Source organism: Brevibacillus sp. Leaf182, from assembly GCF_001423865.2.
In the GTDB taxonomy this organism is placed as follows: Bacteria; Bacillota; Bacilli; order Brevibacillales; family Brevibacillaceae; genus Brevibacillus; species Brevibacillus brevis_C.
Genome location: NZ_LMPN02000033.1, coordinates 102,329 through 125,715, shown reverse-complemented (window position 1 = coordinate 125,715; position 23,387 = coordinate 102,329). Strand labels below are relative to the sequence as shown.

At 48.1% G+C, this 23,387-nt stretch carries 26 protein-coding genes; 19 read left to right on the top strand and 7 right to left on the bottom strand.

Translation table 11 applies throughout. The features are described 5' to 3' along the window. Positions 1-96 precede the first annotated feature (96 nt). On the top strand, positions 97-1,680 hold the full coding sequence (locus ASG16_RS24430) for an acetate--CoA ligase (RefSeq protein ID WP_056493074.1): 1,584 nt from the start codon (positions 97-99) through the stop codon (positions 1,678-1,680). A gap of 105 nt (positions 1,681-1,785) precedes the next feature. Next, positions 1,786-2,601, top strand: a complete 816-nt coding sequence (locus tag ASG16_RS24425; protein WP_056493076.1) for a transglycosylase domain-containing protein — start codon at positions 1,786-1,788, stop codon at positions 2,599-2,601. A 172-nt stretch (positions 2,602-2,773) separates the two neighbouring features. Here ASG16_RS24425 and xerS read toward each other — a convergent pair whose 3' ends face one another. Then, a complete protein-coding gene (gene xerS / locus ASG16_RS24420) occupies positions 2,774-3,886 on the bottom strand; it encodes a tyrosine recombinase XerS (protein ID WP_056493079.1) in 1,113 nt (370 codons plus the stop codon). Between the two features lie 146 nt (positions 3,887-4,032). On the opposite strand from xerS, the gene ASG16_RS24415 reads away from it, so the two are divergent. The 5 genes from ASG16_RS24415 (at position 4,033) to ASG16_RS31060 (ending at position 7,555) form a co-directional block, all read left to right on the top strand. After that, complete coding sequence (locus ASG16_RS24415) at positions 4,033-4,410, top strand: (2Fe-2S) ferredoxin domain-containing protein (RefSeq protein ID WP_056493358.1); 378 nt, start codon at positions 4,033-4,035, stop codon at positions 4,408-4,410. 293 nt (positions 4,411-4,703) lie between these two features. Then, positions 4,704-5,897, top strand: coding sequence for a glycine C-acetyltransferase (locus ASG16_RS24410; protein WP_017248237.1), 1,194 nt, complete (start codon positions 4,704-4,706; stop codon positions 5,895-5,897). Continuing rightward, positions 5,894-6,856 (top strand): L-threonine 3-dehydrogenase, encoded by a 963-nt coding sequence (locus ASG16_RS24405; RefSeq protein ID WP_056493081.1) that lies wholly within the window; start codon positions 5,894-5,896, stop codon positions 6,854-6,856. Before ASG16_RS24410 ends, ASG16_RS24405 begins: the two co-directional genes overlap by 4 nt. Positions 6,857-7,023: 167 nt before the next feature. Next, positions 7,024-7,359 carry a hypothetical protein gene (locus tag ASG16_RS24400; RefSeq protein ID WP_056493085.1) on the top strand — a complete coding sequence of 112 codons (336 nt, stop codon included), beginning with the start codon at positions 7,024-7,026 and terminating at the stop codon, positions 7,357-7,359. 37 nt (positions 7,360-7,396) lie between these two features. Beyond that, positions 7,397-7,555, top strand: a complete 159-nt coding sequence (locus tag ASG16_RS31060; RefSeq protein WP_198674268.1) for a hypothetical protein — start codon at positions 7,397-7,399, stop codon at positions 7,553-7,555. Between the two features lie 59 nt (positions 7,556-7,614). Here the strand turns inward: ASG16_RS31060 and ASG16_RS24395 are convergent, their stop codons facing one another. Together ASG16_RS24395 and ASG16_RS24390 are read right to left on the bottom strand one after the other, a co-directional pair. Beyond that, a complete protein-coding gene (locus ASG16_RS24395) occupies positions 7,615-8,169 on the bottom strand; it encodes a spore coat protein (RefSeq protein WP_056493088.1) in 555 nt (184 codons plus the stop codon). Between the two features lie 260 nt (positions 8,170-8,429). Then, entirely contained in the window at positions 8,430-8,798 is a 369-nt protein-coding gene (locus ASG16_RS24390) for a hypothetical protein (RefSeq protein ID WP_082517272.1), read from the bottom strand. A 129-nt stretch (positions 8,799-8,927) separates the two neighbouring features. Between ASG16_RS24390 and ASG16_RS31055 the strand changes: the two genes are divergently transcribed. Next, complete coding sequence (locus ASG16_RS31055; RefSeq protein ID WP_173628646.1) at positions 8,928-9,092, top strand: hypothetical protein; 165 nt, start codon at positions 8,928-8,930, stop codon at positions 9,090-9,092. Between the two features lie 76 nt (positions 9,093-9,168). Here the strand turns inward: ASG16_RS31055 and ASG16_RS24385 are convergent, their stop codons facing one another. Next, entirely contained in the window at positions 9,169-10,773 is a 1,605-nt protein-coding gene (locus tag ASG16_RS24385) for a glycosyl hydrolase family 18 protein (protein WP_241970828.1), read from the bottom strand. A gap of 146 nt (positions 10,774-10,919) precedes the next feature. On the opposite strand from ASG16_RS24385, the gene ASG16_RS24380 reads away from it, so the two are divergent. Further along, on the top strand, positions 10,920-11,894 hold the full coding sequence (locus tag ASG16_RS24380) for a YpdA family putative bacillithiol disulfide reductase (RefSeq protein WP_056493094.1): 975 nt from the start codon (positions 10,920-10,922) through the stop codon (positions 11,892-11,894). 13 nt (positions 11,895-11,907) lie between these two features. Here the strand turns inward: ASG16_RS24380 and ASG16_RS24375 are convergent, their stop codons facing one another. Together ASG16_RS24375 and ASG16_RS24370 are read right to left on the bottom strand one after the other, a co-directional pair. Beyond that, positions 11,908-12,246, bottom strand: a complete 339-nt coding sequence (locus ASG16_RS24375; protein ID WP_007727375.1) for a histidine triad nucleotide-binding protein — start codon at positions 12,244-12,246, stop codon at positions 11,908-11,910. A 70-nt stretch (positions 12,247-12,316) separates the two neighbouring features. After that, positions 12,317-13,606: an acyl-CoA thioesterase/bile acid-CoA:amino acid N-acyltransferase family protein gene (locus ASG16_RS24370; protein ID WP_056493096.1), complete on the bottom strand. Its 1,290-nt coding sequence runs from the start codon at positions 13,604-13,606 to the stop codon at positions 12,317-12,319. Between the two features lie 153 nt (positions 13,607-13,759). On the opposite strand from ASG16_RS24370, the gene ASG16_RS24365 reads away from it, so the two are divergent. Continuing rightward, positions 13,760-14,200, top strand: a complete 441-nt coding sequence (locus ASG16_RS24365; RefSeq protein WP_056493098.1) for an Rrf2 family transcriptional regulator — start codon at positions 13,760-13,762, stop codon at positions 14,198-14,200. Between the two features lie 126 nt (positions 14,201-14,326). Here the strand turns inward: ASG16_RS24365 and ASG16_RS24360 are convergent, their stop codons facing one another. Then, a complete protein-coding gene (locus ASG16_RS24360; RefSeq protein ID WP_056493100.1) occupies positions 14,327-15,382 on the bottom strand; it encodes a bifunctional transcriptional activator/DNA repair enzyme AdaA in 1,056 nt (351 codons plus the stop codon). Between the two features lie 299 nt (positions 15,383-15,681). Here ASG16_RS24360 and ASG16_RS24355 point away from each other — a divergent pair, with 299 nt between their 5' ends. The 9 genes from ASG16_RS24355 to ASG16_RS24310 all read left to right on the top strand — a co-directional run bounded on the left by ASG16_RS24355 (position 15,682) and on the right by ASG16_RS24310 (position 23,347). Continuing rightward, on the top strand, positions 15,682-16,056 hold the full coding sequence (locus tag ASG16_RS24355; protein ID WP_007727358.1) for a response regulator: 375 nt from the start codon (positions 15,682-15,684) through the stop codon (positions 16,054-16,056). 138 nt (positions 16,057-16,194) lie between these two features. Then, positions 16,195-17,556 carry an ethanolamine ammonia-lyase subunit EutB gene (locus ASG16_RS24350; RefSeq protein ID WP_056493104.1) on the top strand — a complete coding sequence of 454 codons (1,362 nt, stop codon included), beginning with the start codon at positions 16,195-16,197 and terminating at the stop codon, positions 17,554-17,556. 20 nt (positions 17,557-17,576) lie between these two features. Next, complete coding sequence (gene eutC, locus ASG16_RS24345) at positions 17,577-18,410, top strand: ethanolamine ammonia-lyase subunit EutC (RefSeq protein WP_048032758.1); 834 nt, start codon at positions 17,577-17,579, stop codon at positions 18,408-18,410. 76 nt (positions 18,411-18,486) lie between these two features. Then, positions 18,487-18,696, top strand: a complete 210-nt coding sequence (locus ASG16_RS24340; protein ID WP_056493107.1) for a hypothetical protein — start codon at positions 18,487-18,489, stop codon at positions 18,694-18,696. 378 nt (positions 18,697-19,074) lie between these two features. Next, positions 19,075-20,004 (top strand): helix-turn-helix transcriptional regulator, encoded by a 930-nt coding sequence (locus ASG16_RS24330; RefSeq protein WP_056493110.1) that lies wholly within the window; start codon positions 19,075-19,077, stop codon positions 20,002-20,004. Positions 20,005-20,086: 82 nt separating this feature from the next. Then, a complete protein-coding gene (locus ASG16_RS24325) occupies positions 20,087-20,581 on the top strand; it encodes a GyrI-like domain-containing protein (protein ID WP_056493113.1) in 495 nt (164 codons plus the stop codon). A 126-nt stretch (positions 20,582-20,707) separates the two neighbouring features. Continuing rightward, on the top strand, positions 20,708-21,292 hold the full coding sequence (locus tag ASG16_RS24320) for a TVP38/TMEM64 family protein (RefSeq protein WP_056493116.1): 585 nt from the start codon (positions 20,708-20,710) through the stop codon (positions 21,290-21,292). An 11-nt stretch (positions 21,293-21,303) separates the two neighbouring features. Then, positions 21,304-21,993, top strand: coding sequence for a response regulator transcription factor (locus ASG16_RS24315; protein WP_048032763.1), 690 nt, complete (start codon positions 21,304-21,306; stop codon positions 21,991-21,993). Between the two features lie 7 nt (positions 21,994-22,000). Next, positions 22,001-23,347 (top strand): HAMP domain-containing sensor histidine kinase, encoded by a 1,347-nt coding sequence (locus ASG16_RS24310; RefSeq protein WP_056493119.1) that lies wholly within the window; start codon positions 22,001-22,003, stop codon positions 23,345-23,347. Positions 23,348-23,387 lie beyond the last annotated feature (40 nt).

Genomic DNA, 23,387 nt, shown 5'->3' with positions numbered 1-23,387 from the left:
CCTTTTTTTGTCCCATTTTTGTCGAAAGAAAAAGGTAAGAATTATAGTTATGTCGAATTATTATTCATCACTCTTAGAAAAGGTGGAGATGTGACTATGGAACTAAACATGCCAGTGAACTATAACTTCGCTGCCCAGGTGGACGAATGGGCGAAAAAACATCCAGAGAGACGAGCGGTTTGGGAGCTAGATGAACAAGGTCAAGAAAGTATCCTTACGTACGAAGATTTGCGCCAATATTCAAATAAAATTGCAAATGGACTCGGGTCCATTGGAATCGAGCATGGGGATCGGGTACTCGTCCTGGTTTCCCGAGGAACATTGGCTTACGGTCTTTATTTGGCACTGCTGAAGCTGGGGGCAGTGATATTGCCAGGGTCTGAGATGCTGCGTTCCAAAGATATCGAGTACCGGATCAATCATGCAAAAGTCAAGGCTGTGATCAGCTTCGCCGGAGCAATGAGTGAGGTTGATCTGACGAGAGGTAACTGTTCTACACTGCAACACTACATCACGACTGGCGAAGAGAAAGAAGCGTGGATTTCGCTTGAGGGATTGCTCCAAGGGCAGGACACAGAATTTGAGGTAGTCAACACGAAGTCGGATGAGCTGGCCTTCCTGTCTTATACATCAGGGACGACTGGGGGACCAAAAGGGGTTATGCACGTTCACGGTTGGCCGTTTGCGCATTTGGCTGTGGCTGCTACGCAGTGGCTGGACGTTCGTGAAGGTGACGTCGTTTGGGCAACGGCTGGGCCTGGTTGGGCCAAGTGGATCTGGAGCCCGTTTGTCTCTACGTTAGGACTGGGAGCGACTGCGTTTGTCTATAAAGGAAAGTTCTCTGCGGAAAATTATTTGACAATTCTGCAAAAGTATCCGGTTTCTGTTTTGTGTGCGACGCCAACCGAGTATAGAATCATGGCAAAAGTAACGGATTTGGAACAATACAAGCTGTCCGCTTTGCGCTCCGCATGTTCCGCCGGTGAACCGCTCAATCGGGAAGTGATCGACACATTCCGCCGCGTATTCCAGTTGACCGTGCGAGACGGATACGGACAGACAGAAAACACTTTGCTGGTGGGTACCTTTGTCGGCATGGAGCCGAGGCCAGGTTCGATGGGCAAGCCATCGCCAGTTGTGAGGATCGCTATTATTGACGAAGAAGGAGCGGAGCTGCCAGTAGGTAAAGTGGGCGATATTGCCATTGATCGCCATATGGTGGCGCTGTTCAAAGGCTATCTGGATGATCCCCAGCGAACAGCCAGAGCGTTTCGCGGCGACTGGTACGTGACCGGTGACCAAGGTCGCATGGACGAAGATGGCTACATCTGGTTCGAAGGACGTTCAGACGACATTATCATCTCAGGTGGATATACAATTGGTCCGTTTGAAGTCGAGGATGCGTTGGTGAAGCACGCGGCAGTAGCGGAATGTGCGGCGGTTGCCAGTCCAGATCCAGAGCGTGGTCATGTGGTAAAAGCCTTTGTCATCCTGAAAAAAGGGAATGAGCCATCCGAAGAGTTGATCGGGGAATTGCAAAACCATGTGAAGCAATTAACGGCTCCGTATAAATACCCGCGCAAAATCGAATTTGTACAGGAACTGCCGAAGACGACTTCCGGTAAAATCAGACGGATCGAGCTGCGGCAGCAGGAGGCACAGCATAATCAGCATTCGTAATGGTTTGTCTTACGAAATTGTAAGATTGCTGTAAGTGGATTCGATGGGACGAAATGCGCGCATCCCCTACAATGTGAGTAGAAGCAAGGCAAGGGGGAATGCAGCATGAACCACCTTCCAATCCCATTAGGAAGAAACACCGACTTGTATGAAGCGGCAAGCGTGCCCAAGAGCATAAAGAATCTCGGTGTTCGTTGGAAAAAACGACTGCGTATCAGTTTTCTCGTGATTATAATGGCAGCCATTCTGGCGCCGATCGTGCTTGCGTGGACAGGGAATATATGGATAGACGAAAAAAAGCTGGCTGCTGTACAGCAATCCAATAGCTATGTAAAGCTGGACGAAATGCCCGACCATGTGTGGAAGGCGTTCGTTGCGATAGAGGATCATCGGTTTATGCAGCATCCAGGGGTTGACCCGATTGGATTGAGTCGAGCAATCTGGGTGGATATCAAGGAAGGTGCCTACGTGCAGGGCGGAAGTACGATTACCATGCAGTTGGCGCGGAACCTGTTTCTGACGAACGACAAAACGATGACCAGAAAAGGGAAGGAAATCGCGATCGCTTTGCAATTGGAACAGCGATACAGCAAAAAAGAACTGCTCGAAATGTACCTCAACGTTATTTATTTCGGGCACGGAAAATACGGGATTGGCGAGGCTGTTCCCTTTTACTTCGGAAAAAAAGCAACAGAAACAGGGGATCGAGCGGTAACACTGGGAGAAGCGGCAATGCTGGCTTCTTTACCGAAAGGACCAGAGCGTTACTCCCCGGTAAAGAACTGGGACCGAGCCAAAGAACGGCAAGCGGTTGTATTGGACCGGATGAACGAATTGGAAGTGATCGATCAAAGCGAAAGTACATTGGCAAAGAGCGAGCGAATTTACGTTGTTCCTACTGCCAAACGCGCAGCAAAATAAACGAATGTAATGAAATCCTCTGTCTGGATGGCAGGGGATTTTTGCTATGGAACCGGTCAAGCATGCATTTGGCGCGGCCCGCTGGGATGTAGATGGAAGTAGAAAAAGCACGAAACAAGTGACCAGTCCGTAGTGGTATGCAAATTGGTCACTTGTTCCTGTTGAGGGATTCTCACGTCGTTCGGTTCACAGCCTTGCCCAAAGCATCTTCTAATACATGGGCATACTGCATGGTCGTTTCAATTTTAGAGTGCCCCAGTTGTGCTTGGAGCTGATGGGGGTCAGGGTTCAATCGGAGAAACTGTGTAGCAAAGCTGTGACGAAGCTTATGGACAGACAAATCGGGGATGCCGAATGCTTTGGCATACTTTTTGACCAGCTTTTGGACAGACCGCACTTCAATGCGATGCCCATTCGGATTGGTGGGGGAAACAGCGAGAAAAACAGCGTCCTCTTGCGGTTCGGGATTGTATTTGTCACGCACCTGCAAGTATTTAGCTAAGTACTCCTTGCCCCAGTCACTGAAAAAAGGAGCGTCCTCTTTCTTTCCTTTGCGAATCAATTTCAACTGGTTTTTTTCCATAATAATGTCGGATAGATCGAGACTGACGATCTCTGACACCCGGAAGCCGCCGGAGAGAATCATCGCGATCAAGGCAGTATCCCGGTCGCGGTTTTGCATGTGATACTGCTTCTTTTTCTCCGTATCACAATGGGCTAGATATCCGTTGTAGACAAAATCGACGAACTGATAGATTTCGTCGTCAATCAGGATTTTTGCCCGAATGGCATGGGCGCGCGCGAGGGGAGTCAGCTCCGTGATCTCCAGCTCGATTTTGGCGAGTACATTCCGCGTCAAATACGATTCCCCATTCTCATCCTCAGCGAGAGCGGATAAGTAATGAAAAAGCGATTTCAGGCTCGATATTTTTCTGCTGATCGTACGGTCGCTGTACTCTTTCTTCGCACTTTTGGTAGGGTTCGAGAGCAAAGCAGATCGCTCATACAAATGCGACTCCTGCAAGTATAAGATGTAGCTTTCAACCGTTTCCTTCTTCAAGTCATTCAAGTCTCTTAACGGAATGTCCTTCATATCCGCCGCGGTACTCAATCCTTCTGTCATCATCCAGCGAAAGAAAAAAGAGAAATCGCGAAGGTATCCAAGCAAGGTGGAGGGGGAATTCTTTTTTGCTTTTTTATGCTCAATAAACTTTTCGACATACCATGGGTAGGAGCCGACTGTTTGCAAAAGCTGCAAGGCATCGCGCTGTTTGGTAACGGACATGCTTTCACCACCAACATCTTTTTGTAAATCGTATACGAACATATATTCTATCAAAAACCAAACGTTCTGGGAATTGCAAATTGAGCAAGAAACCGTCATGATGGGGAGTGTGGATGGATATTGGACAAGAACGGAGTGGATATGAAGTGGCAACATGGGACTTATCTCAGACAAAGCATCACGTGCTGATCTGTAATGGTGGAAGCTGTATGCGCAAGGGTGGCGAAGAGGTTACGGTAGCGATACGTGAAGCGATTACCAACGCAGGCTTGGATGACTATGTACATACAACTCGCACACGCTGCAACGGGCGATGTGAGGACGCATGCGTGATGATCGTGTACCCTGAGGGAATCTGGTATGAAAACGTGACGCCAGAGGATGCACAGATGTTGGTGGAAGAGCATTTTCAAAATGGCAGACCAGTAGAGTCCTTGATGACGCATCGCTTCGAAACGAACGGTTTTGTGCGTACGATCGACAACAAGCCTGGTATCTTAAAATCACAAAAGGCAAAAAAATGAAGAAAAGGCCACGATCTGCTCATAGGAAGCTAGAGAGTGGTTTTTTCATTTTCAGGAGTCTACGAATTACGGCAAAAGGAGAAAGTAGGAGAGATGACAGTATCAAAAGGAAAATGATTGAAAGCGTTAACAATATGTCTTTGTGATGTGGACGTTTTAAGTAAATGGTGGTAAAATGTTTGTAGATTAAGTTGATTTTATGCGAATTTTATCACAATGATGTGTCCATACAGCGTGAACAATTGTTTTTGTGGAACTTACTAATCGATGGATGAATAATGGAGGGATTCTCGTTGGCGAGCAAAACACTTGAACATTTTTTACATGAAAATCTGACAGATTTGAAGAGCAAGGGACTGTACAACGTCATTGACCCCTTGCAAAGCGCAAACGGTCCTGTCATTACGATTGCAGGAAAAGAACTGATCAACCTCTCCTCCAATAACTATCTGGGCTTGGCTACTGATCAACGCCTTGTGGACGCTGCGATTGCAGCAGCAAGCAAATACGGCGTAGGGGCAGGGGCTGTACGTACAATTAACGGAACCTTGGACTTGCATGTGAAGCTGGAAGAAAAGCTCGCTGCCTTCAAGCACACGGAAGCCGCTATTGCTTACCAATCTGGTTTTAACTGCAACATGGCTGCGATCTCTGCTGTCATGGACAAGGATGATGCGATTCTTTCTGACGAGTTGAACCACGCTTCCATTATTGATGGATGCCGCCTGTCTCGTGCGCAAATTATTCGTGTGAATCACTCCGATATCGATGACTTGCGTGCGAAAGCGAAGGAAGCGAAAGAATCCGGCAAATATAAAAAGCTGATGGTCATTACCGACGGCGTATTTTCGATGGATGGCGATGTTGCCAAGCTGCCGGAAATCGTAGAGGTAGCCGAACAATATGACTTGATTACGTATGTAGACGATGCCCACGGCTCTGGTGTTCTCGGTAAAGGGGCAGGAACGGTTAAGCATTTTGGCTTGTCTGATAAAATCGACTTCCAAATCGGAACACTTTCCAAAGCAATTGGGGTAGTCGGCGGTTATGTAGCGGGACGCCAAGAGCTGATCGACTGGCTCAAAGTGCGCAGCAGACCGTTCCTGTTCTCGACGTCGTTAACTCCAGCGGATGTGGCTGCTTCCATTGCGGCTATCGATATTTTGATGAACAGCACCGAGCTGCACGACAAGCTGTGGGATAACGGACATTACCTCAAAAAAGGATTGAAAGAACTCGGCTTCAATATCGGGGAGAGCGAGACGCCTATCACTCCTTGCATTATCGGAGACGAACAACAGACTCAAGAGTTCAGCAAGCGACTGTATGAAGAGGGCGTGTACGCGAAAGCGATCGTGTTCCCGACTGTACCAAAAGGAACGGGCCGTGTACGGAATATGCCAACAGCGGCACATAGCAAAGAAATGTTGGATCGTGCCCTCAGCATCTACGAAAAAGTTGGGAAAGAAATGGGGATCCTGAAATGAAAAAAATTCTGGTAACCGGGGCGTTAGGACAAATTGGTTCCGAGCTCATCATGAAATTACGCGATATTTACGGAGCGGATCAAGTCATCGCCACAGATATCCGGAAAAACGAAGATGATCCTGTCGTACAATCGGGTCCATTCGAAGTTCTTGATGTCACAGACGGGAACCGGATGTTTGAGCTGGCGAAGAAACATGGCGTAGATACCATCATGCATTTGGCTGCCCTGTTGTCTGCAACTGCTGAAGCAAAGCCTCTCTTGGCATGGAACCTGAACATGGGCGGGCTGGTAAACGCTCTGGAAGCAGCGCGTGAGTTGAACTGCCAGTTCTTTACGCCGAGCTCGATTGGTGCATTTGGTCCGACTACACCAAAGGACAATACGCCGCAGGACACGATTCAACGTCCTACGACCATGTATGGTGTAAATAAAGTATCCGGTGAGTTGCTCTGCGATTACTATTATCAAAAATTTGGGGTAGATACGCGTGGTGTACGCTTCCCAGGTCTGATCTCGTATGTAGCGCCTCCAGGTGGTGGTACGACCGATTACGCAGTAGATATTTACTACAAGGCGATCCAGCATGGAGCATATACGTCCTACATCGGCAAAGGCACGTACATGGACATGATGTATATGCCTGATGCGCTGAATGCAATTGTTTCCCTTATGGAAGCAGATGCCTCCAAGCTCATTCACCGCAATGCGTTCAACGTGACTGCGATGAGCATTGAGCCAGAAGATGTAGCAGCAGCAATCCGTAAACACATTCCTGAGTTTACGCTCTCATATGAAGTTGACCCTGTGCGTCAGGCGATTGCCAATAGCTGGCCGAACTCCATTGATGCTACGGCTGCCATGCAAGAGTGGGGCTTCAAAGCGGAGTACGACTTGGACAAAATGACTGAGGACATGCTCGCAAAACTGCGGGGAAAGTTGCTCCAGCAAGTCGGATAAACGAATAGGGAAAAGGAAAACAGCCACTTCTTCTTGTACGTGATGCGAGAGAGGTGGCCGTTTTTTTGTTTGTGCAATCACATGCACCGTGCAAGACTTTTGAATGCCTTTCCTGTTCTACGGGCACATTAACCAAACATGCTTGAAGGAAAGGATGAACGAGATCGATGAGCAAAAAGGATTACATCCTTACGATTATTGAAAAATTCGAGAAACACAACGATATGATGCCAGAACGGTTGCAGGCTGTGATAAAAGAGGTGAAGCAGGAGATTGAAAATGTCCCGGCAGAAACCTTCTATTTGCAAACGAATGGGGTAGTGACACAATCTGCAACGAGTGGTGATTCTGACCGTAACGACCCTCTCTTTCGATTATCAGAAGTGTATTTCGATCTGAAAAAGCTGGCTGAGACAAACAGAGATACCCATCCAGATTTGATTTCCGCGATTACCCAGTATGAGGGCTTGTTGAACGAATCCGAGGGATATTCTCCAGAGTAACTAGCCCAAGCCAACGAAAAAAGAGAGGGGTAGAGCCATGGACATGCCAAAAAACTTGCAGGGCAAGCATTCGAAGCAAGACGGAGAAGGACAGCTCATCAAAAGTCTACCGGATGCGAAGGGCAGTGGTGCAGAGGAACAAGCAATAGAAAGCTGGGGTTGGTCTAATAATACCGAGACCGTTCGAGATCGCTGACACATCGTGTCATGCCAAGAATAAGAGGAAAACCGTCCAAACAAGGACGGTTTTTTGGCTTACAGGAGCATTTGTTGTTGAGGTTGGTAGGCGTTAATCATCGTGTTCATCGTGTGATCGGCAAGCTGCGGAGCTTGGTAGTAGCCTTTGGCATTCATGTATTGCCAGGTTTCATAAGCCATTTGCTGGCAAGCATTTGCGCCATTTACATGATATTGCCGGATACCTGGATCTACGCACTCAGCCGCCCAGAGCATGCCAATTGCCGAACCCGCTTTATGCCAGTTCAGCATCAGGGTAGCAATCGTCATATCTGACAAGCGTGTCGGGTGTGGGTTGGGAGCAGCCATCTGCGGATTATTAAGACCAACTGCTGTAGGTTGTGCTACACGCAATTGAATAGGAGCTGGTGCAATGTTGAAGCCTTTTCCCTGCAAGAGGCTAATTCCTTGTTGGTAGGCGTTCATGATCATTTGCTGATGTCTGTTAATGATGCCTGTTAATTGAGGGTCCTGTGCCATCTCGGCAAGTACTCCGTGCATTTCAATCGCGGCGTGTTTGGAGCGGAGTGCTTCTTGTGTTTCCAAAAACTCATGAGCAGCAAATCGTTGCATAATGGCCTCCTGAAATCGAATTGGGTTACTGTCAACCTTTGATAGTGTTTGTATAGAATCAATGGATATTCAGGAAAAAAATAGAGAAAAGATTAGGCGGAGATATCAACTGAGCTTTAAAACATGTTATCGTAGCCGGTGCGTGGTATCTCGATATTCCGACCACCCCGGCTGCCTGAAGCAAATCTTCATCATTGTTTTGCATCGTGTTTCCCTTCTCGAGCTACAAGATAATCCAACGGACATTTTGCAAAGTGGTACTAACTCACATATTCAGCCGAGTAAGAATTGAAGCCTGCATGTACCGAGAGCAACGTATTTGCATAGCCCACCAGACGATTGACGGCCTCATCTACCACTGCGTAGACTAGTGGGTGCAGAGCAGGGTCATACAGTTTGGGGTCATCGAAAATCACGGTGGTGTTGATGAACACATCCCGATTTCCAATCAAATCGTAATGAATGAATACTTTTCCGCAAGCCCCTTCTGTTTGCGGATCTCGGTAACCTGGCAAAAACAGATACCATTCCTCGGCTGTTGCAGAACGGAAATTTTTCGTGAATGTGAGGCCTTGGATAGCTTCTTCTGTTTTTCTTTTTAATTCAGGGCTCATCAAAATATCCGGCAAGAACCTTTCCTCCTTCTACTCCCTTTCAGTATGAAGAAAGAAGGACAATCCCATGCAGAAAACCAAAGATCGTCTAATAATCGTGAAAAGGAGACAAACTACTGTTAACTTGCATTCGGGGGGATCACATTGACTGAACAAAACAATCAGGAAGTGGAAAATAAAGAACTGAAAGTACTGGGGACGCATGCAGCAGGAAGCATCGATTTATTTGAGACTCGTAAAGCATCGAAGGACGAAGTCGTCGAGGCGCCCAAACATCCTGGAGGCGCAGGCTCATCCGGGACTTATTGAGAATTGCCTCGCTTAAACAAAAAGAAGCGCCTCTGCCATGGCTGTAGCCGGACGAAGGCGCTTCTTTTCATGATTCTTACAGTTTTTCACGTGCATGTTTTAAGGTTATCGAATTAGCAATGGCTGTCCACATATCCGTTGATTCAGAACCAACGTACCAGTACGCGAGCCCTCCAATTTGCCATTGCAGACTAGCCTGAGCTTTCAGCCCAATCGACCGGCTTTCTTCCAGCCAAATCGTGTGCGTGACGCCTTGCTTTTGATACGTCGACCGGTATTGTCCAACTTTATCGTCCCACACTGTTTTTGCTCTGTATTGCGAGAGCAACTGGTAAGACTGAGGGATGCTGATATCTGTTGATTTCAATGTCCCATTCGATTGGTACCAGTCGCGTGTGTAAAGAGGCATCCCGGCGATCAGCTTTTGGGTCGGAACCTCGTCAAGCAGGTCGGTAATGACTTTCGTAAACCAAGGCAGGGATGCCACGGAGCCTGCTTTTGACCCGCCTACCCAATGTTCTTCATAGGCCATTACGACTAAATAATCCGCATACTTTGCTAGTTTAGCAAAATCAAAAGGGTCACTCCAGTCTGAATCACCATCAGGCGGAATATCTACAGATAGGACAGCACCTTTTGCGTGAAGAGCAGTCGCCAGCTCCTGAATAAACAAGGTGAAGTTGTTACGATCCGCAGGGGAGAACCCTTCGAAATCGATGTTAATCCCATCTAGCTGGTACTTATCAATAAACGAAGTAAGCTTTTGCACGGCTGCTTTTCGTTTATTGGGATCGGACAGCATGGTGTGGGTAGCAGCGGGATCAAATTTATTCCCGAATAGCGGCCACACCTGTTTGCCATTCGCATGTGCCCATTGGATAAGGGAAGTATCCGTAGAGTCACTGATCGTTCCGTCTTTTTGCAGGAAGTACCAACGCGGGGACAGCGTGTTGACTCCGCTTTTCTTTACTTGTGCAATGAACTCCTCTGTCGTGGATTGGTATTGCCATCCGAGAGAGACAAGCGGTTTTGCTGTAACGTTTTGCTTCTTCAGATTCTCCTGAATTCGATGCAAAATAACAGCGGTTTCTTCTCTCGATAGTGCGTGAGTCGGCCGGAAGTAGCCATTGTAGCCAACCAACCATTTTTTCTGCATGGCGTGGCTGACAGAGGCGCGTGCCCAGCTCGAAATCGCATTGGCATCCTTCACGGGCAACTGGTAAGAAGGCGAAATGCTTTGTTCCAGTGCGCGTACGAGAAACGCAGCGGCCTCTTCGCGAGAGATCGTCCGCTTCGGAGCAAACGTAGTAGGACCGATGCCATTCGCGATGTTAAGTCCAGCAGCAGCTTGTACATACCCGTATGCCCAAGAGCTTTTCGGGACATCCGAATAGGCGGCGACGTTGCTGGCCACCGGTTTTATACCGAGCGTTCGTGTGAGCATCGCGACAAACTCAGCACGCGTCACCGGGCGAGTCGGGTGAAAATACCCGTTTTCATCCCCAGCGATGACACCTGCCGCTTGTAGCGAACGGATTTGCTCTTTCGCATAGCTGTTTGCGATATCTTTTAAATTTTTCGTCGATGCTGTGGATGCAGGGACTCCGATAGCAAAAGAGAGACCGTACACCAAAAAAGCAAAGGAGACTAACCAGATATGTATGTTTTGTTTTTTCATCATACATCCAGTATAAGGAGAGAGAACCATTCTTTCATTGGTCAGATATTGGTAGAAACCTTGGAGAGGTGCCCGAACTCTTTTTCTGGAAATGCGATATGATATGATGGAGGAATAAGAATAGAGAGAATGAAGCGAGGCGGAGAGAAATGGAAGACGTACTGATTGTAGGCGGCGGGCCTTGTGGACTGGCAGCGGCAATTGCCTGCAAGCGAGCTGGACTTGATCCCATCATTATTGAAAAAGGGTCTCTTGTCCATTCGGTTTATCGCTACCCGACGTATATGGTTTTTCATAGCACACCTGATTTACTGGAGATTGGGGGCGTCCCTTTTGCAACGGCGAACGACAAGCCGACCAGACAGGAGGCACTCAATTACTATCGACTGGTAGCAGCGCGAGAAAAATTGCGCGTGAACGTATATGAAACGGTGACGGAAGCGAAGAAGACGCCAGTTGGCTTTCAAGTCACGACAACAGACCGATTCTCCAAAACACATACGTACGAAGCGAAAAACTTGGTGATCGCCACAGGTTACTTTGACAATCCGAATCGGCTGCATGTATCAGGCGAGGAGTTGCCGAAGGTTTCGTCCTTTTACAAGGAGGCACATCCGTATACAGGACTGAAAGTAGCGGTAGTAGGGGGGAACAACTCTGCCGTAGACGCGGCGATGGAGCTGGAGCGGGCAGGAGCAGAAGTAACGGTCATTTGCCGCCGAACGGAGCTATCTGACAAGGTCAAGGCATGGACAAGACCTGTTTTTGAGAGTCTGATCAAAAAAGGACGCATCCGCATGCTATTCGGTGCAACAGTCGAGAGCATTGAGGAGCGTTCCATCAAGGTGAAAACAGGGGAGGAGGTCATTACACTTGCCAATGACCATGTGTTCTCTTTGATTGGATATCGTCCGGATCGTACCTTCCTTCATTCGTTAGGGGTCATGATTGAAGAGGAAACGGGAATCCCTGCGCATCATCCTGAGACGATGGAGACGAACATTCCAGGTCTCTATATAGCGGGAGTTATTGCGGCGGGCCATCACGCAAACGCCATTTTTATCGAAAATGGAAGGTTTCACGGTGAAGGTATCGCCCGCCACATTGCCTCTCAAAGGGAGTAGTAGCTGCTATTGATTAGAACTGCCACTCCAATTGTCTGCCTCCGATGAGGTGGTAGTGCAGATGGAAGACGGTTTGTTGTCCGTGTTTGCCAATGTTGGTCACGATACGGAAGCCATCCTCGTTCACGCCCATTGTCTCTGCTACTTTTTGCAGCGACAGATGAAGGTGACCGATCAGCTCCTTGTCCTCAGGCTCGATAGCCAGAACGGATTGAATATGCTTTTTCGGAATCATCAGGACGTGCACAGGGGCAACTGGATTAATGTCGTGAAAAGCCAAGACATGCTCGTCCTCATACACTTTTTTAGAGGGAATGTCTCCGTTTACAATTTTGCAAAATAGGCAGTCCATAGGGCGATACATCCTTTCTAAAATGATAGATAAAGCCTACTTCGTCATGCGAGTAGGCTTTCCCTGTTTTTTACGCTGGAAAAGTCCGTTCCAAAAACTGAACAACCTCACGCCAAGAGTGCTCGGATGCGTAGGCGTTGTTTTTGGGCGTACCACCATTGAGCTGTGTGCGGGTAGTAGGGATGTAAGGAAAGCGGATTCCATGTCCTGTATCCGCGTAACGCAAATGCACCACTGAATGCGCAAACTGATACTCCTTGAGCCGTTGCACTATTTGCTCGCAATGCTCTGCTGCTGGCCACCAATGATCGTCATCCGAGGAGAGGAGGAGGATCGGGCCATTGATTTTTTCTACCGGGATTTCGGCATCTTCTAACCACTCACAAGCAGCCCAGGCTTCGGCATGAATGTGATCAATCCGTTGACCTGCGTCGAGCCGCTCCTGTGAGACTTTTGTCTGCTCCTCTGTCCACGGCACGAAAGGAAGAGGCTCACCCTGAAACGACCAAGAGGATTGCGGGGAGAACGTGTCTGATCCAGCGAATGCCCTATCCGTCCCGATAGAAACAGTAGAGCTGGGACTCGAAGCAATAACAGCATGTACGTGTTGATCGATCGATGCTGTGACTAATGCCAATTCTGCTCCTTTGGAACGTCCGAATAACGTAATTTTATCAGGATGTACGGAGGGCTGCTGCTGTAGCCAATGAATGGCGCGTTGAACATATTCAATCGGGATCTGGCGAATATCGTCAGGAAGATCATTGCATTGGAAATAAGCGAGTGCTAGTGCCGGATAGCCGTGAGAGGCGAACAAAGCAGCGAATTGTGAGCAGGAACCAATTCCACCTTCGCTTCCACCAAGTACGACAATGGCGGGTCTTTGCTCTGTGTGGGGTTTTGAAAAAAACAGACCGACCAAGCCATAGTCTGTCACTTTCTGTATCGAGACGTCGCGGGAGACAAAAATACGTTTCACGACTGCTTTCGCTACGGGTTTATCGTAGACTTCTGCCGTTAATTCTATCTCGGTGGAGCGTGGGGTGAACTGAAAGTCGTCCAGGGAATAAGCATGATAAAAACGCATGGTCTGTACATTCATCGACCAAAACAACCCCATCGGATCAATTCCCTCATAAGTACCAAACAAAGGGGCTTGAGAAACCAAATCGACTGAGCCATTTTCGTCCGCTTGAAAGATGGCATGGGAGGATGCAGTCAAATCTCCTCCAGGCAACCCATTTTTCAGAGTGGCATGAAAGGTGATTAATTGATTCGGGACAAACCCGCTGAGTGTAATATGGACGGGAACATCGATCAAGGCTGTAGCAGGCGTAACTTCAATTTGTGGAAGCATCATTTGTCAACACTCCTTCCAGATTACGGGAACACTTGACACAGTCATTATAGTAGAATGAATAAAAGTTCGACGAGACGAAATGTGACGGTATGGTTAACTTGACTTCTCGCATGTGCTGTAACTATAATCATTACAACGAAAGGGTGACAACGTATGAAAATTAGCAGCCGTTTCTCCATTGCGGTCCACATCTTATCACTGCTTTCCATTGATTCTAATTCGCATTGCACTTCCGAATGGATCGCAGGTAGTGTGAATACGAATCCGGTCGTGATCCGACGTGTGCTGGGGCTGTTGAAGAAGGCAGGGCTCGTGAACGTACGTGCCGGAGCTGGCGGCGCTTCTCTCGCCAAGGAACTGGATCAAATCACGCTTCTGGAGATTTACCGTGCAGTCGATGTCGTGGAAGAAGGGCAACTCTTTCACATCCATGAGCAACCGAATCCCGATTGTCCAGTGGGAGCGAATATACAGTTTGTGCTGGAGTTGATTCTGACCCGTGCACAGCATGCCATGGAGGAGATTTTGGGCGAAGTGAAAATGTCCGAGCTCGTAGATAACCTACGTCAAAAAATAACGGAAAAAGCGCAGTAAGAACAAAAATACCCTTGCGTAAGCGAGGGCATTTTTGCGTGCAAGGCGTGTAGGCATCCATTTGGACGAGAAGCACTGCTCATCCGGACTGATGGGCTATTTTCTTCTCCTTCCAGCTATCTTTCTTTAATTGCGGCAGAGTGTTTCTTTTTCATGATGAAGCAGCCAGCGCTTGCGTGAAAGTCCTCCTCCGTATCCACCCAAATCACCATTGGAGTTGATGACACGGTGACAAGGAATGACAATCGCTAACTGATTCGCACCATTTGCTTGCGCGACAGCACGAAAGGCGCTTGGTTTCCCAATAGCGGCTGCAACATCGGAATAGGATGAAGTTTGACCGGGGAGGATCGTTTGTAAATGCTCCCAAACCATTCTTTGAAAAGGCGATCCGCACAAAAACAAAGGCGTGGTAAATTGAGTTAGCTTTCCGTCAAAATACTCCTCTAATTCACGCTCAATTGAACGGATTGGCGCTGTAGAACCAGGGATGATCGCAGACTTCGTTCTTAGTCTAAGTCGTTCAACTTCTCGTTCCAAGCCGCGGCGGTCAACGAATTCAAGTAGATAGAGCGCTTCTTCATCCGCGATGGCTATCATCGGACCGAGTCTTGTATCCAGCCACGATGCCTTTAAGACATGATGATCTCCAAGAAGAGTAGGTGCTGCCCCCATGATTCGTGCAAATGCGTCTCGAAAACCACTGCTGGACTCGTACCCGGAGGATAGTTGGGCATCGATGATTGCTTTTCCTTCTCTGATTTCTTTCAGCGCAATTCCCATGCGTCGCGCCCTTGCATATTCGACGAACGTCATGCCAAAACGCTTTTTGAATTGGCGGCGCGCAGTTGCAGCGTCCACGGATAATCGTTGAAAGTCTTTTTCCGTCCAGCGTTGCTCGGGGTTCTCTTCTACAGCGTTTACTAGCAGACGCACGAGCTCTGAAACATGATTGGGATGTGAAAGCGGACGGCAGCGCTGGCAGGGCCGGAATGAGGCCAGTAGTGCTTGTTTGGCATGATCAAAGAACTCGCAATTAACAAACTTAGGTTTTCTTGCTGGACATGTCGGTCGACAGAATACGCCGGTAGTCTTGACTCCAACAAAAAAGACACCTTCATATTCTGAATTTTTATCCAGTAACGCCTGATAATACTCGGACTTCATCTCGGCCGATATCATTCTTTTCCTCCTCCATTTTTCTATTTTCATTGTATCGCTCACCCAAAATGACTGCAGCCGAAAATCGTACATTGATTTTTAAAAAGCGGAGACAGGCACAGTCGAGAAGCGTACCGTAAGAGGGGCGGTTTTAGGAGAAACGAATGGCTCTTGGACTGGATTTAAGCTGGAATTAGCCAGAAAATATAGATATAATAGACGTATTCAGAAATATGCGATAAACCGACAACGGCGTCGGTTGCGTATGAAAATGATGAGCAGTTGGCACATCCGTTCAATGGTGATCGGGAGGTGGAGTATTGCGTCAGCATTATCGAGTCATCATCATAGACGACGACCCCATAACGCGTATGGACCTGGTCGAGATGTTGCAAGAGCAGGGATATAACGTCGTAGCTGAAGGAAAAAACGGCAAAGAGGCCGTTCGATTGACGCAAATGTGGAACCCGCATCTCATTATTATGGATGTCAAAATGCCAATTATGGACGGTTTGACAGCGACTGGGATTATTCGAGAGCATTCGGACGCGGCTATCCTTCTTTTGACTGCTTACAGTCAAAAGGACATGGTCATGCAAGCCAAAGCGAAAGGGATATGTGCCTATCTGGTCAAACCCGTCATGGAAGAAGAACTGCTACCGGCAGTGGAGTTCGTGCTTACGGGCAAACAATGAACGCAAAAAAGTGAATCGTAGGAAGAGCAACGGCGCTTGGACCAAGGCGAGCATTTCGTCTTATGTTTCGAAGCGCTTTTTTACGTTCCATGAGATAGAGTTTACGGAAAGTTGAAAAGAAAGTGAGTGAAGCTAGAGATGAAATTGGCTTGCATTGTACGTAAACAGCATTACCAGTTTACTTCGGTTCGTGATGTATTGGCAAAAGCAAGTGAAGAAAAGTCTGGCGATCACATGAGTAAACTAGCAGCCAATTCCGCACTGGAGCGGATGGCGGCCAAAGTCGTATTAAGCGAAATGCAACTTCGTGATATCTATGAAAATCCTGTCATTCCGTACGAAAAAGACGAAGTGACACGGATCATTTATGATGATATCAATCTCTCTATTTATGATGAGATTAAAAATTGGACAGTAGGGGAGCTACGGGAGTACATCTTGTCGTTTTCTACAGGAATGCCTGAGCTCACAAGAATTAGCCGTGGACTCACTAGTGAGATGATTTCCGCTACGGCCAAGCTGATGTCCAGCATTGACCTAGTCATGGCCTCACAAAAAATGAAGCATCAAGCCTACTGCAATACACTAATTGGCGAGCCGGGAAGATTGGCGTTCCGTTGCCAGCCGAATCACCCCATCGATGATCCCGATGGTATTTTGGCTTCGATGAAGGAAGGCTTGTCTTATGGATCAGGCGACGCTGTCATTGGAATTAACCCCAATAATGATTCCGTTGAAAGCGTTACCAAACTCTTGAAAATGACACATGATTTCATGCAAAAGTGGGAAATTCCTACGCAAAACTGCGTACTGGCGCACATCACGACACAGATGCAGGCTCTTCGCGGCGGTGCACCTATCTCCTTAATGTTCCAAAGTTTGGCAGGTTCACAACGGGCGAATGATGCGTTTGGCGTGAACAAGGAGATTTTGGATGAAGCAATGGATTTGATGCTTCGAAAAGGCACAGCATCGGGACCAAACGTCATGTATTTTGAGACAGGGCAAGGCTCCGAAGTGTCGCTGGACTCCCATGAAGGCGTCGATATGCAGACGCTGGAAGCACGTACGTACGGTTTTTGCCGTCATTGGAAGCCGTTCATGGTCAATAACGTTTCTGGCTTTATCGGACCAGAAACCCTTTATGATGGCAGACAGATGATTCGTGCCGATCTGGAGGACTTGTTCATGGGCAAGCTGCATGGTTTGCCGATGGGAATCGCTCCGACTTATACGAATCACATGTATGCAGATCAGAATGACCAGGAAATTGCAGGGATGCTGACGACTTTGGCTGGGGCGAATTTTTATATGGGCGTACCCGGTGGGGACGATGTCATGCTCAGTTACCAGGACACGAGCTACCACGATGACGCCAGCTACCGCGAGCTATTGGGACTGCGACCTCTCCGGGAATTCGAGAAATGGTTGGAAAAAATGGGCATTATGGAAAATGGTCGTTTGACAGAGCGTGCAGGCGATTTAACCATTTTTGACTAACGAGTGGGGAGGGAAGCAAGATGAAACAGATCAATATGGACGACTTGGTTCAGCGCGTAATCGATGAGCTGTCTAAAAAAGGTCAAGGAGTTATTCATTTTCCTGAGCAAAAGCAATGCGGAGTCATGAACCCAAACAATCCAGAAGCATTGGAGCTAGCGATGAAACGAACACCAGCTCGCATCGGAATCGGGCGGGCGGGGACCCGGATGAAGACGGGAAGCTACCTCCAATTTCGGATTGATCAGGCAGCAGCACGCGATGCGGTCATGAAAACCATCAGTCCGGAGCTGATCGAGAGCCTTCAACTACCTGTCCTTCATTCAAGAGCGACGAGCATGGAGGAGTATTTAATGAACCTCGACTCCGGACGGATGCTATCAGATGAATCCGCTCGCTGGCTGGAGCAGAATGGGGATAAAAACAAAGACGTGCAAATCGTCATCTCGGACGGACTGAGCACCTCTGCATGCGAGGCGACCATTCCAGACCTCTTGCCTGCATTGATGCAGGGATTGTCCATGCGAAACATCAGTGTTGGGAAACCAGTGTTTATTCACAAAGGCCGCGTCTGGATTCAGGATCAGGTCGCGTCCATCGTCAATTGCAAGGTCGTCATTTCCTTGATCGGGGAAAGACCGGGGCTTGCGACAGCAGAAAGTCTCAGTGCTTACATGATTTACAAACCGGATGCCAATACGGTAGAATCGGATCGTACGGTTATTTCTAATATTCATAAGGGCGGCACACTACCGATTGAAGCGGGTGCTTACCTTGCAGAGCTTTTGGAGGAAATTTTGAAGTACCAGGCGAGTGGAGTGAAATTATCCCAGCTTCGGGCAATTAACGGGTAGATTCCCACTGGCGCTTCCTCCTGTCTTGCACTAGAATACATAGAAGATAACCAATTTCTATGAGGAGTTGCTACGCATGACGGAGCCAAACCAAAACGAAAAAGAAACAACTGAGCAAAAGCCTGGGAAAATCAGCCTGCAAGAGGCAATGAAGCGCAAATTGGCGGAAAAGAAACAAGCGCAAGCACAGGCTAATAACCCAATGAATCAAAAGGCGAAAAATCAATCGATGAAAAGCCAGCTCACCAAAAAACCAAACAATCAACGCAGACGTATGGGCGTATAGCTTCGAATGAAGCAAGGCAAAAAGGGAATGTGCAGCAAGATTAGGCTGCAGATTCCTTTTTTTGTATGATCATTTATACGGATGATCTCTTAGGTTTTAAAATGTATCGATAAACCAACAAAGCTGGAGAGAAGAAAAAGCACAGGGCTCGCAGACCTTGACAACGCCTACCCAGTCGGAACTTCAAAAAGGGGACCACGCTTGTCGAACACTTCTCCTTTGAGAGTCTTCCGCCCGTAGGGTGGCTTTGGCTCGACGGTCCCCTTTTTGAAATGGAGACGAATAGTCAATCCCCCCTGCTGGCGTGTCAGAGTCGAAGAGATCTGTGCTTTTTCTTCTCCACCACTATGTTGACACAAAAGAAAAGTGAGGGCGATCATGAAGGTAGAACGGCTACTCGCTATTGTCATCATGCTGTTGAATAAGCGTCGCGTGAGTGCTCGTGAACTATCCGACCACTTTGAAGTATCCTTGCGTACGGTCTATCGGGATTTGGAAACCATTAACGCAGCAGGGATTCCGATCGTAGCTTACCCCGGGGCAAGCGGCGGATACGAAATCATGGAGAATTTCACGATCGATCGGCAATACTTATCCTTGGACGAGCTGGTCGCGGTTATTGCTGCGCTAAAAGGGGTTCATTCCTCCACAGACGATAAGCAAATCGGACAGCTTCTGGAAAAAATAAAAGCGTTGCTCACCACTGCACCATCCTCTCTGCAAGGAAGTGCACATCCCGTTGTTTACGACTTTAATCCGTGGGGCAGTACACCTGCGATCGCCGAAAAAGTAAACAAGCTGCGGGAAGCCATCGAGAAGCGACTTCGTGTGCGGATCACCTATACGAAAATACAAGGCGATGCGACAGAACGCACCATTGAGCCTGTCACACTAATTATCAAGGGGTATGTGTGGTACGTGTATAGCTATTGTTTACAGCGCCAGGAGGATCGGCTGTTTCGCTTGTCACGGATTGCAGACATGTCCGTGCTGACAGAGGAGTTTTCGCCTCGCCCGTATCATGTAGATAAACTGGAATGGCTCGAAGAATGGGATACAGCAGAGCGCATTTCTCTTGTCCTCGAATTTGCGTCGCGTGTACATGTAAGAGTACGGGATATGTTTGCGCCAGAAACAATAGAGACCATGCAGGATGGCTCGATGCTGGTACGAACGAAGATGCCAGACGATGAGTGGTTAACGGGAATGCTGCTTAGCTTTGGCGATGCCCTGTGTGTACATGAGCCTGCGCATGTGAGGCAGAGAATTGGTGATACCGTAAAAAGAATGGCGAAACTTTATGAATAATCGTTGGAACGTTGACAGATAGTTGTCAGGGTATGGTCGTTATACTAAGTCATGTAAACAAACTCTTACAGGAGCGTGGTTAATGATGAACCCAACGATTGTCAAACTGGATGAAATGCGTATAGCAGGCTTGCAAATTCGGACAACTAATGAGGCGGAATGCGGACCGAATGCGAAAATTGGGGCACTGTGGCAACGTTATTATCAAGAGGAGCATCCCTTCAAAACTCCCCATCAAAAAGAGCCGGGTGTTGTGCTGGGCGTGTATTGCGATTACGAAAGTGACGAGAAAGGCGAGTACTCCTTGTTAATAGGAACCGTTGTAGAAAAGAACGGTGAGCTTCCTGCTGAGCTCACTGTCAAGACTCTGCCGGCTTCTACCTACGCTGTATTTACGACTCGCGTGGGCCCGATAGTAGAAGTGGTGATGGAAGCGTGGGCGAAGGTGTGGGAGTGGTCTCATCAACCGGGGAACAAGCGGACTTTTACCGGAGATTTCGAACGATATGACGGAGTGCGCTGCGCTGATCCCAACAACGCGCAAGTGGATTTGTACATCGCGATCTCAGAAGAATAATCATGCAGCAAATCATACGAGCAGTCGTAGTCGATCAGGCTACGACTGTTTTGCTTTTTTCCATGATTTCTTCACAAGTTTCGTTTACTCTAGAGAGAGAGTGGCAGAGGGGAGTCATACAGACGGATGGATTGGATAATGAATATAGAAGCCCTAGCAGAGTGGATTCGTTCTTTGGGGATGCTGGGGATTATCGGTAGTATTTTATTGAACATCGTGATCAGCGTGGCAGGTGTATTGCCGTCCATTTTTTTATCGGGTGCGAATGCGGTCGTTTTTGGCTTGTACGGAGGGTTCTTGATTTCTTTGACGGGAGAGGTGGCTGGTGCTTGCATTGCCTTCTTCCTTTACCGCTACACGATCAAAAAAGCAGATCGGCGCGAAAAGATGAAATCGTTCAAATGGGTACATGCCATCAATGGAACGACGAGTTTTCGCAAATGTCTTGCCATCGTTTTGCTCCGGTTGAATCCGATGATGCCTTCCGGTCTAATCAATTTAGGTGCGGCTTTGACGAATATCACCTTCGCACAATTTTTAGTAGCGACCTTGCTTGGAAAAGTTCCGTCGATGGTTTTTGAAACATTTGTCGGTCATGATCTGATTACTTTTAGTGAAAACAAGTTTCGCTTGCTTTTTGCCTTGCTGGCAGGTGCTCTCGTCTTTTTGCTTTTCTGGAAAAAAGGAAAGGGTCAAACACAAGAGGAGTAGGGAGGATTCACATGTCTACCATTTTGCTAGTCGATGATGAGCCGCAAATCTTAGAAATATTGTCCTCCTATCTACAAAAGGAAGGCTATCATGTTCTGACCGCCCAAACAGGGAAGGAAGCAGTGGAAATGGCCACGACGATTTCATTGACCTGTATCATTTTGGACCTGATGCTTCCTGATCTGAGCGGGGAAGAAGTCTGCGTCCAAATTCGCAAAGAGTCGCGTGTCCCGATCTTGATGCTAACGGCGAAAAGTGGAGAGGCGGATCGGATTCGCGGGCTTACAATTGGTGCTGATGATTATTTAATCAAGCCCTTTAGCCCGAGAGAACTCGTAGCACGTGTTCGAGCTGTCATGCGTCGTGCAGGCGATTATTCAACACTCTCCGATTTCATCGAGGTGGGCGACTTGACCATATCGATGAATGAGAAGAGAGTCACGAAAAATGGAGTCGCTTTGGAGGTTACGCCAAATGAATACCGCTTGCTCACAACGCTTGTCCGTTATCCGGGAAGAACGTGGGGCAGGGAGGAGCTTGTGCGTGAGGTCATGGGCTTTGATTTCGAAGGATACGACCGAACCATTGATACGCATATCAAAAATCTTCGCCAAAAGATCGAGGCAGACCCGAAGCAACCGGAGTATATCAAGACGGTGTATGGATTGGGCTATCGCTTTGACGATCCCATGAAGAAGTGAGGCCACGATGAAGCATATTTGGGTAAAGCTCGCCTTTGTGATCATGGCAGTCGGCGCATGCGCTGTTCTTTTTTCCTCCTTGTTATCCGTAAAGGAAATGGATGTTCATTTTTCCATGTATGCCAATGAAGTGAGAAATCAGCACAACCAAGAAATATCCCGTGTCGCACTCCAGGCGTATCAGGACAATCAAGGCTGGGGGGCGGAAGCCTATCATAAGCTTGAAGCGGTTTCTGAGGTCTTGGGATTGCACATCATACTCCTCGATCAACATCAACAAGTGAAGAACGAGTGGGGCAAACGTCCAGTTCATACGAGCAATTACAGTGTAGACAAGATTCCCCTTGTCAGTAAGGGGGTCATGATCGGGCAACTGGTGATTAGTCACGATGACCGGAGTGCGTATATGACCTTGGAAAGTCATTTCCAATGGGCGCATAAAAACACAACGTTGTGGACGATGGCTGTGCTGCTCATCCTGGTCATTATCATCAGCATACCGCTCGCTCGAACCATGGTGCGTCCCGTCGTACAAGTGAGTACCGCAGCCCAACGAGTCGCACGAGGCAATCTGTCGATACGCGTACCGGAGCCGCGTGGCATGGATGAGGTTACGTCATTGGTCGCTGCTTTTAACAACCTGGTCCAAAGTCTTGAGCACCAGGAGGAGCTGCGCAAGCGACTGACCTCCGATATTGCCCATGAATTGCGAACACCATTGAATACCTTGCTGGCGCAAGTAGAGGGAATGATCGACGGCATATGGGAAGCAACTCCCAAAAATCTCGAAAGCACAAGGTCTGAGGTACTGCGTTTGAGCCGTCTCGTCCGCGATTTAGATCAGGTGATCCAGGTGGAGTCGGGCTCCTTGCAAATGCGCAGTGAAGAAGTGGAACTGCGTGAGGTTGTCAAAGAAGTCACGGAGTCCATGAGTGCTACGTTTGCCCGTGCGCAAGTGAATTTTCGCTTCAAAGGCGAGCACGCTGTTTGGATCAAAGGGGACAGGCAGAGACTGGCACAAATCGTGGCCAATTTGTTGACGAATGCCTGCAAGCATACGCCAGCGGGAGGAGAAGTCGTAGTCACGGTAGACAAACCGAGTACGATGGTCCGCTTGCAAGTGAAGGATAGCGGCACGGGCATCGATCAAAAGGACCTCCCGTACGTCTTTGAGCGCTTTTATCGGGGAGATCGTTCGCGAGCAAGGGAACGCGGTGGAGCAGGATTGGGGTTGACGATTGTGAAAGGGATTGTGGAGGCGCACAAGGGAATCATTTCGTTGGATAGCAGAGTGGGGGAGGGAACGACCATCACCATTTTGTTTCCGCCACGAGCGCATGAAGCCGAAAAGTAAGCCTAAACCGTATCGTTCTTGCTGCACATCGTTTATGATA

Excerpts from the sequence above, each read along its gene's own strand:
- ASG16_RS24315 (WP_048032763.1), top strand. The coding sequence starts at position 21,304 with ATGTCTACCATTTTGCTAGTCGATGATGAGCCGCAAATCTTAGAAATA.
- ASG16_RS24430 (WP_056493074.1), top strand. The coding sequence starts at position 97 with ATGGAACTAAACATGCCAGTGAACTATAACTTCGCTGCCCAGGTGGAC.
- ASG16_RS24370 (WP_056493096.1), bottom strand. The coding sequence starts at position 13,606 with ATGATGCTTCCACAAATTGAAGTTACGCCTGCTACAGCCTTGATCGAT.
- ASG16_RS24340 (WP_056493107.1), top strand. The coding sequence starts at position 18,487 with ATGACGGAGCCAAACCAAAACGAAAAAGAAACAACTGAGCAAAAGCCT.
- ASG16_RS24350 (WP_056493104.1), top strand. The coding sequence starts at position 16,195 with ATGAAATTGGCTTGCATTGTACGTAAACAGCATTACCAGTTTACTTCG.
- ASG16_RS24385 (WP_241970828.1), bottom strand. The coding sequence starts at position 10,773 with ATGATGAAAAAACAAAACATACATATCTGGTTAGTCTCCTTTGCTTTT.
- xerS (WP_056493079.1), bottom strand. The coding sequence starts at position 3,886 with ATGTCCGTTACCAAACAGCGCGATGCCTTGCAGCTTTTGCAAACAGTC.
- ASG16_RS24330 (WP_056493110.1), top strand. The coding sequence starts at position 19,075 with ATGAAGGTAGAACGGCTACTCGCTATTGTCATCATGCTGTTGAATAAG.
- ASG16_RS24400 (WP_056493085.1), top strand. The coding sequence starts at position 7,024 with ATGAGCAAAAAGGATTACATCCTTACGATTATTGAAAAATTCGAGAAA.
- ASG16_RS24375 (WP_007727375.1), bottom strand. The coding sequence starts at position 12,246 with ATGGACTGCCTATTTTGCAAAATTGTAAACGGAGACATTCCCTCTAAA.
- ASG16_RS24380 (WP_056493094.1), top strand. The coding sequence starts at position 10,920 with ATGGAAGACGTACTGATTGTAGGCGGCGGGCCTTGTGGACTGGCAGCG.
- ASG16_RS24405 (WP_056493081.1), top strand. The coding sequence starts at position 5,894 with ATGAAAAAAATTCTGGTAACCGGGGCGTTAGGACAAATTGGTTCCGAG.
- eutC (WP_048032758.1), top strand. The coding sequence starts at position 17,577 with ATGAAACAGATCAATATGGACGACTTGGTTCAGCGCGTAATCGATGAG.
- ASG16_RS31060 (WP_198674268.1), top strand. The coding sequence starts at position 7,397 with ATGGACATGCCAAAAAACTTGCAGGGCAAGCATTCGAAGCAAGACGGA.
- ASG16_RS24310 (WP_056493119.1), top strand. The coding sequence starts at position 22,001 with ATGAAGCATATTTGGGTAAAGCTCGCCTTTGTGATCATGGCAGTCGGC.
- ASG16_RS24360 (WP_056493100.1), bottom strand. The coding sequence starts at position 15,382 with ATGATATCGGCCGAGATGAAGTCCGAGTATTATCAGGCGTTACTGGAT.
- ASG16_RS24425 (WP_056493076.1), top strand. The coding sequence starts at position 1,786 with ATGAACCACCTTCCAATCCCATTAGGAAGAAACACCGACTTGTATGAA.
- ASG16_RS24325 (WP_056493113.1), top strand. The coding sequence starts at position 20,087 with ATGATGAACCCAACGATTGTCAAACTGGATGAAATGCGTATAGCAGGC.
- ASG16_RS24365 (WP_056493098.1), top strand. The coding sequence starts at position 13,760 with ATGAAAATTAGCAGCCGTTTCTCCATTGCGGTCCACATCTTATCACTG.
- ASG16_RS24395 (WP_056493088.1), bottom strand. The coding sequence starts at position 8,169 with ATGCAACGATTTGCTGCTCATGAGTTTTTGGAAACACAAGAAGCACTC.
- ASG16_RS24320 (WP_056493116.1), top strand. The coding sequence starts at position 20,708 with ATGGATTGGATAATGAATATAGAAGCCCTAGCAGAGTGGATTCGTTCT.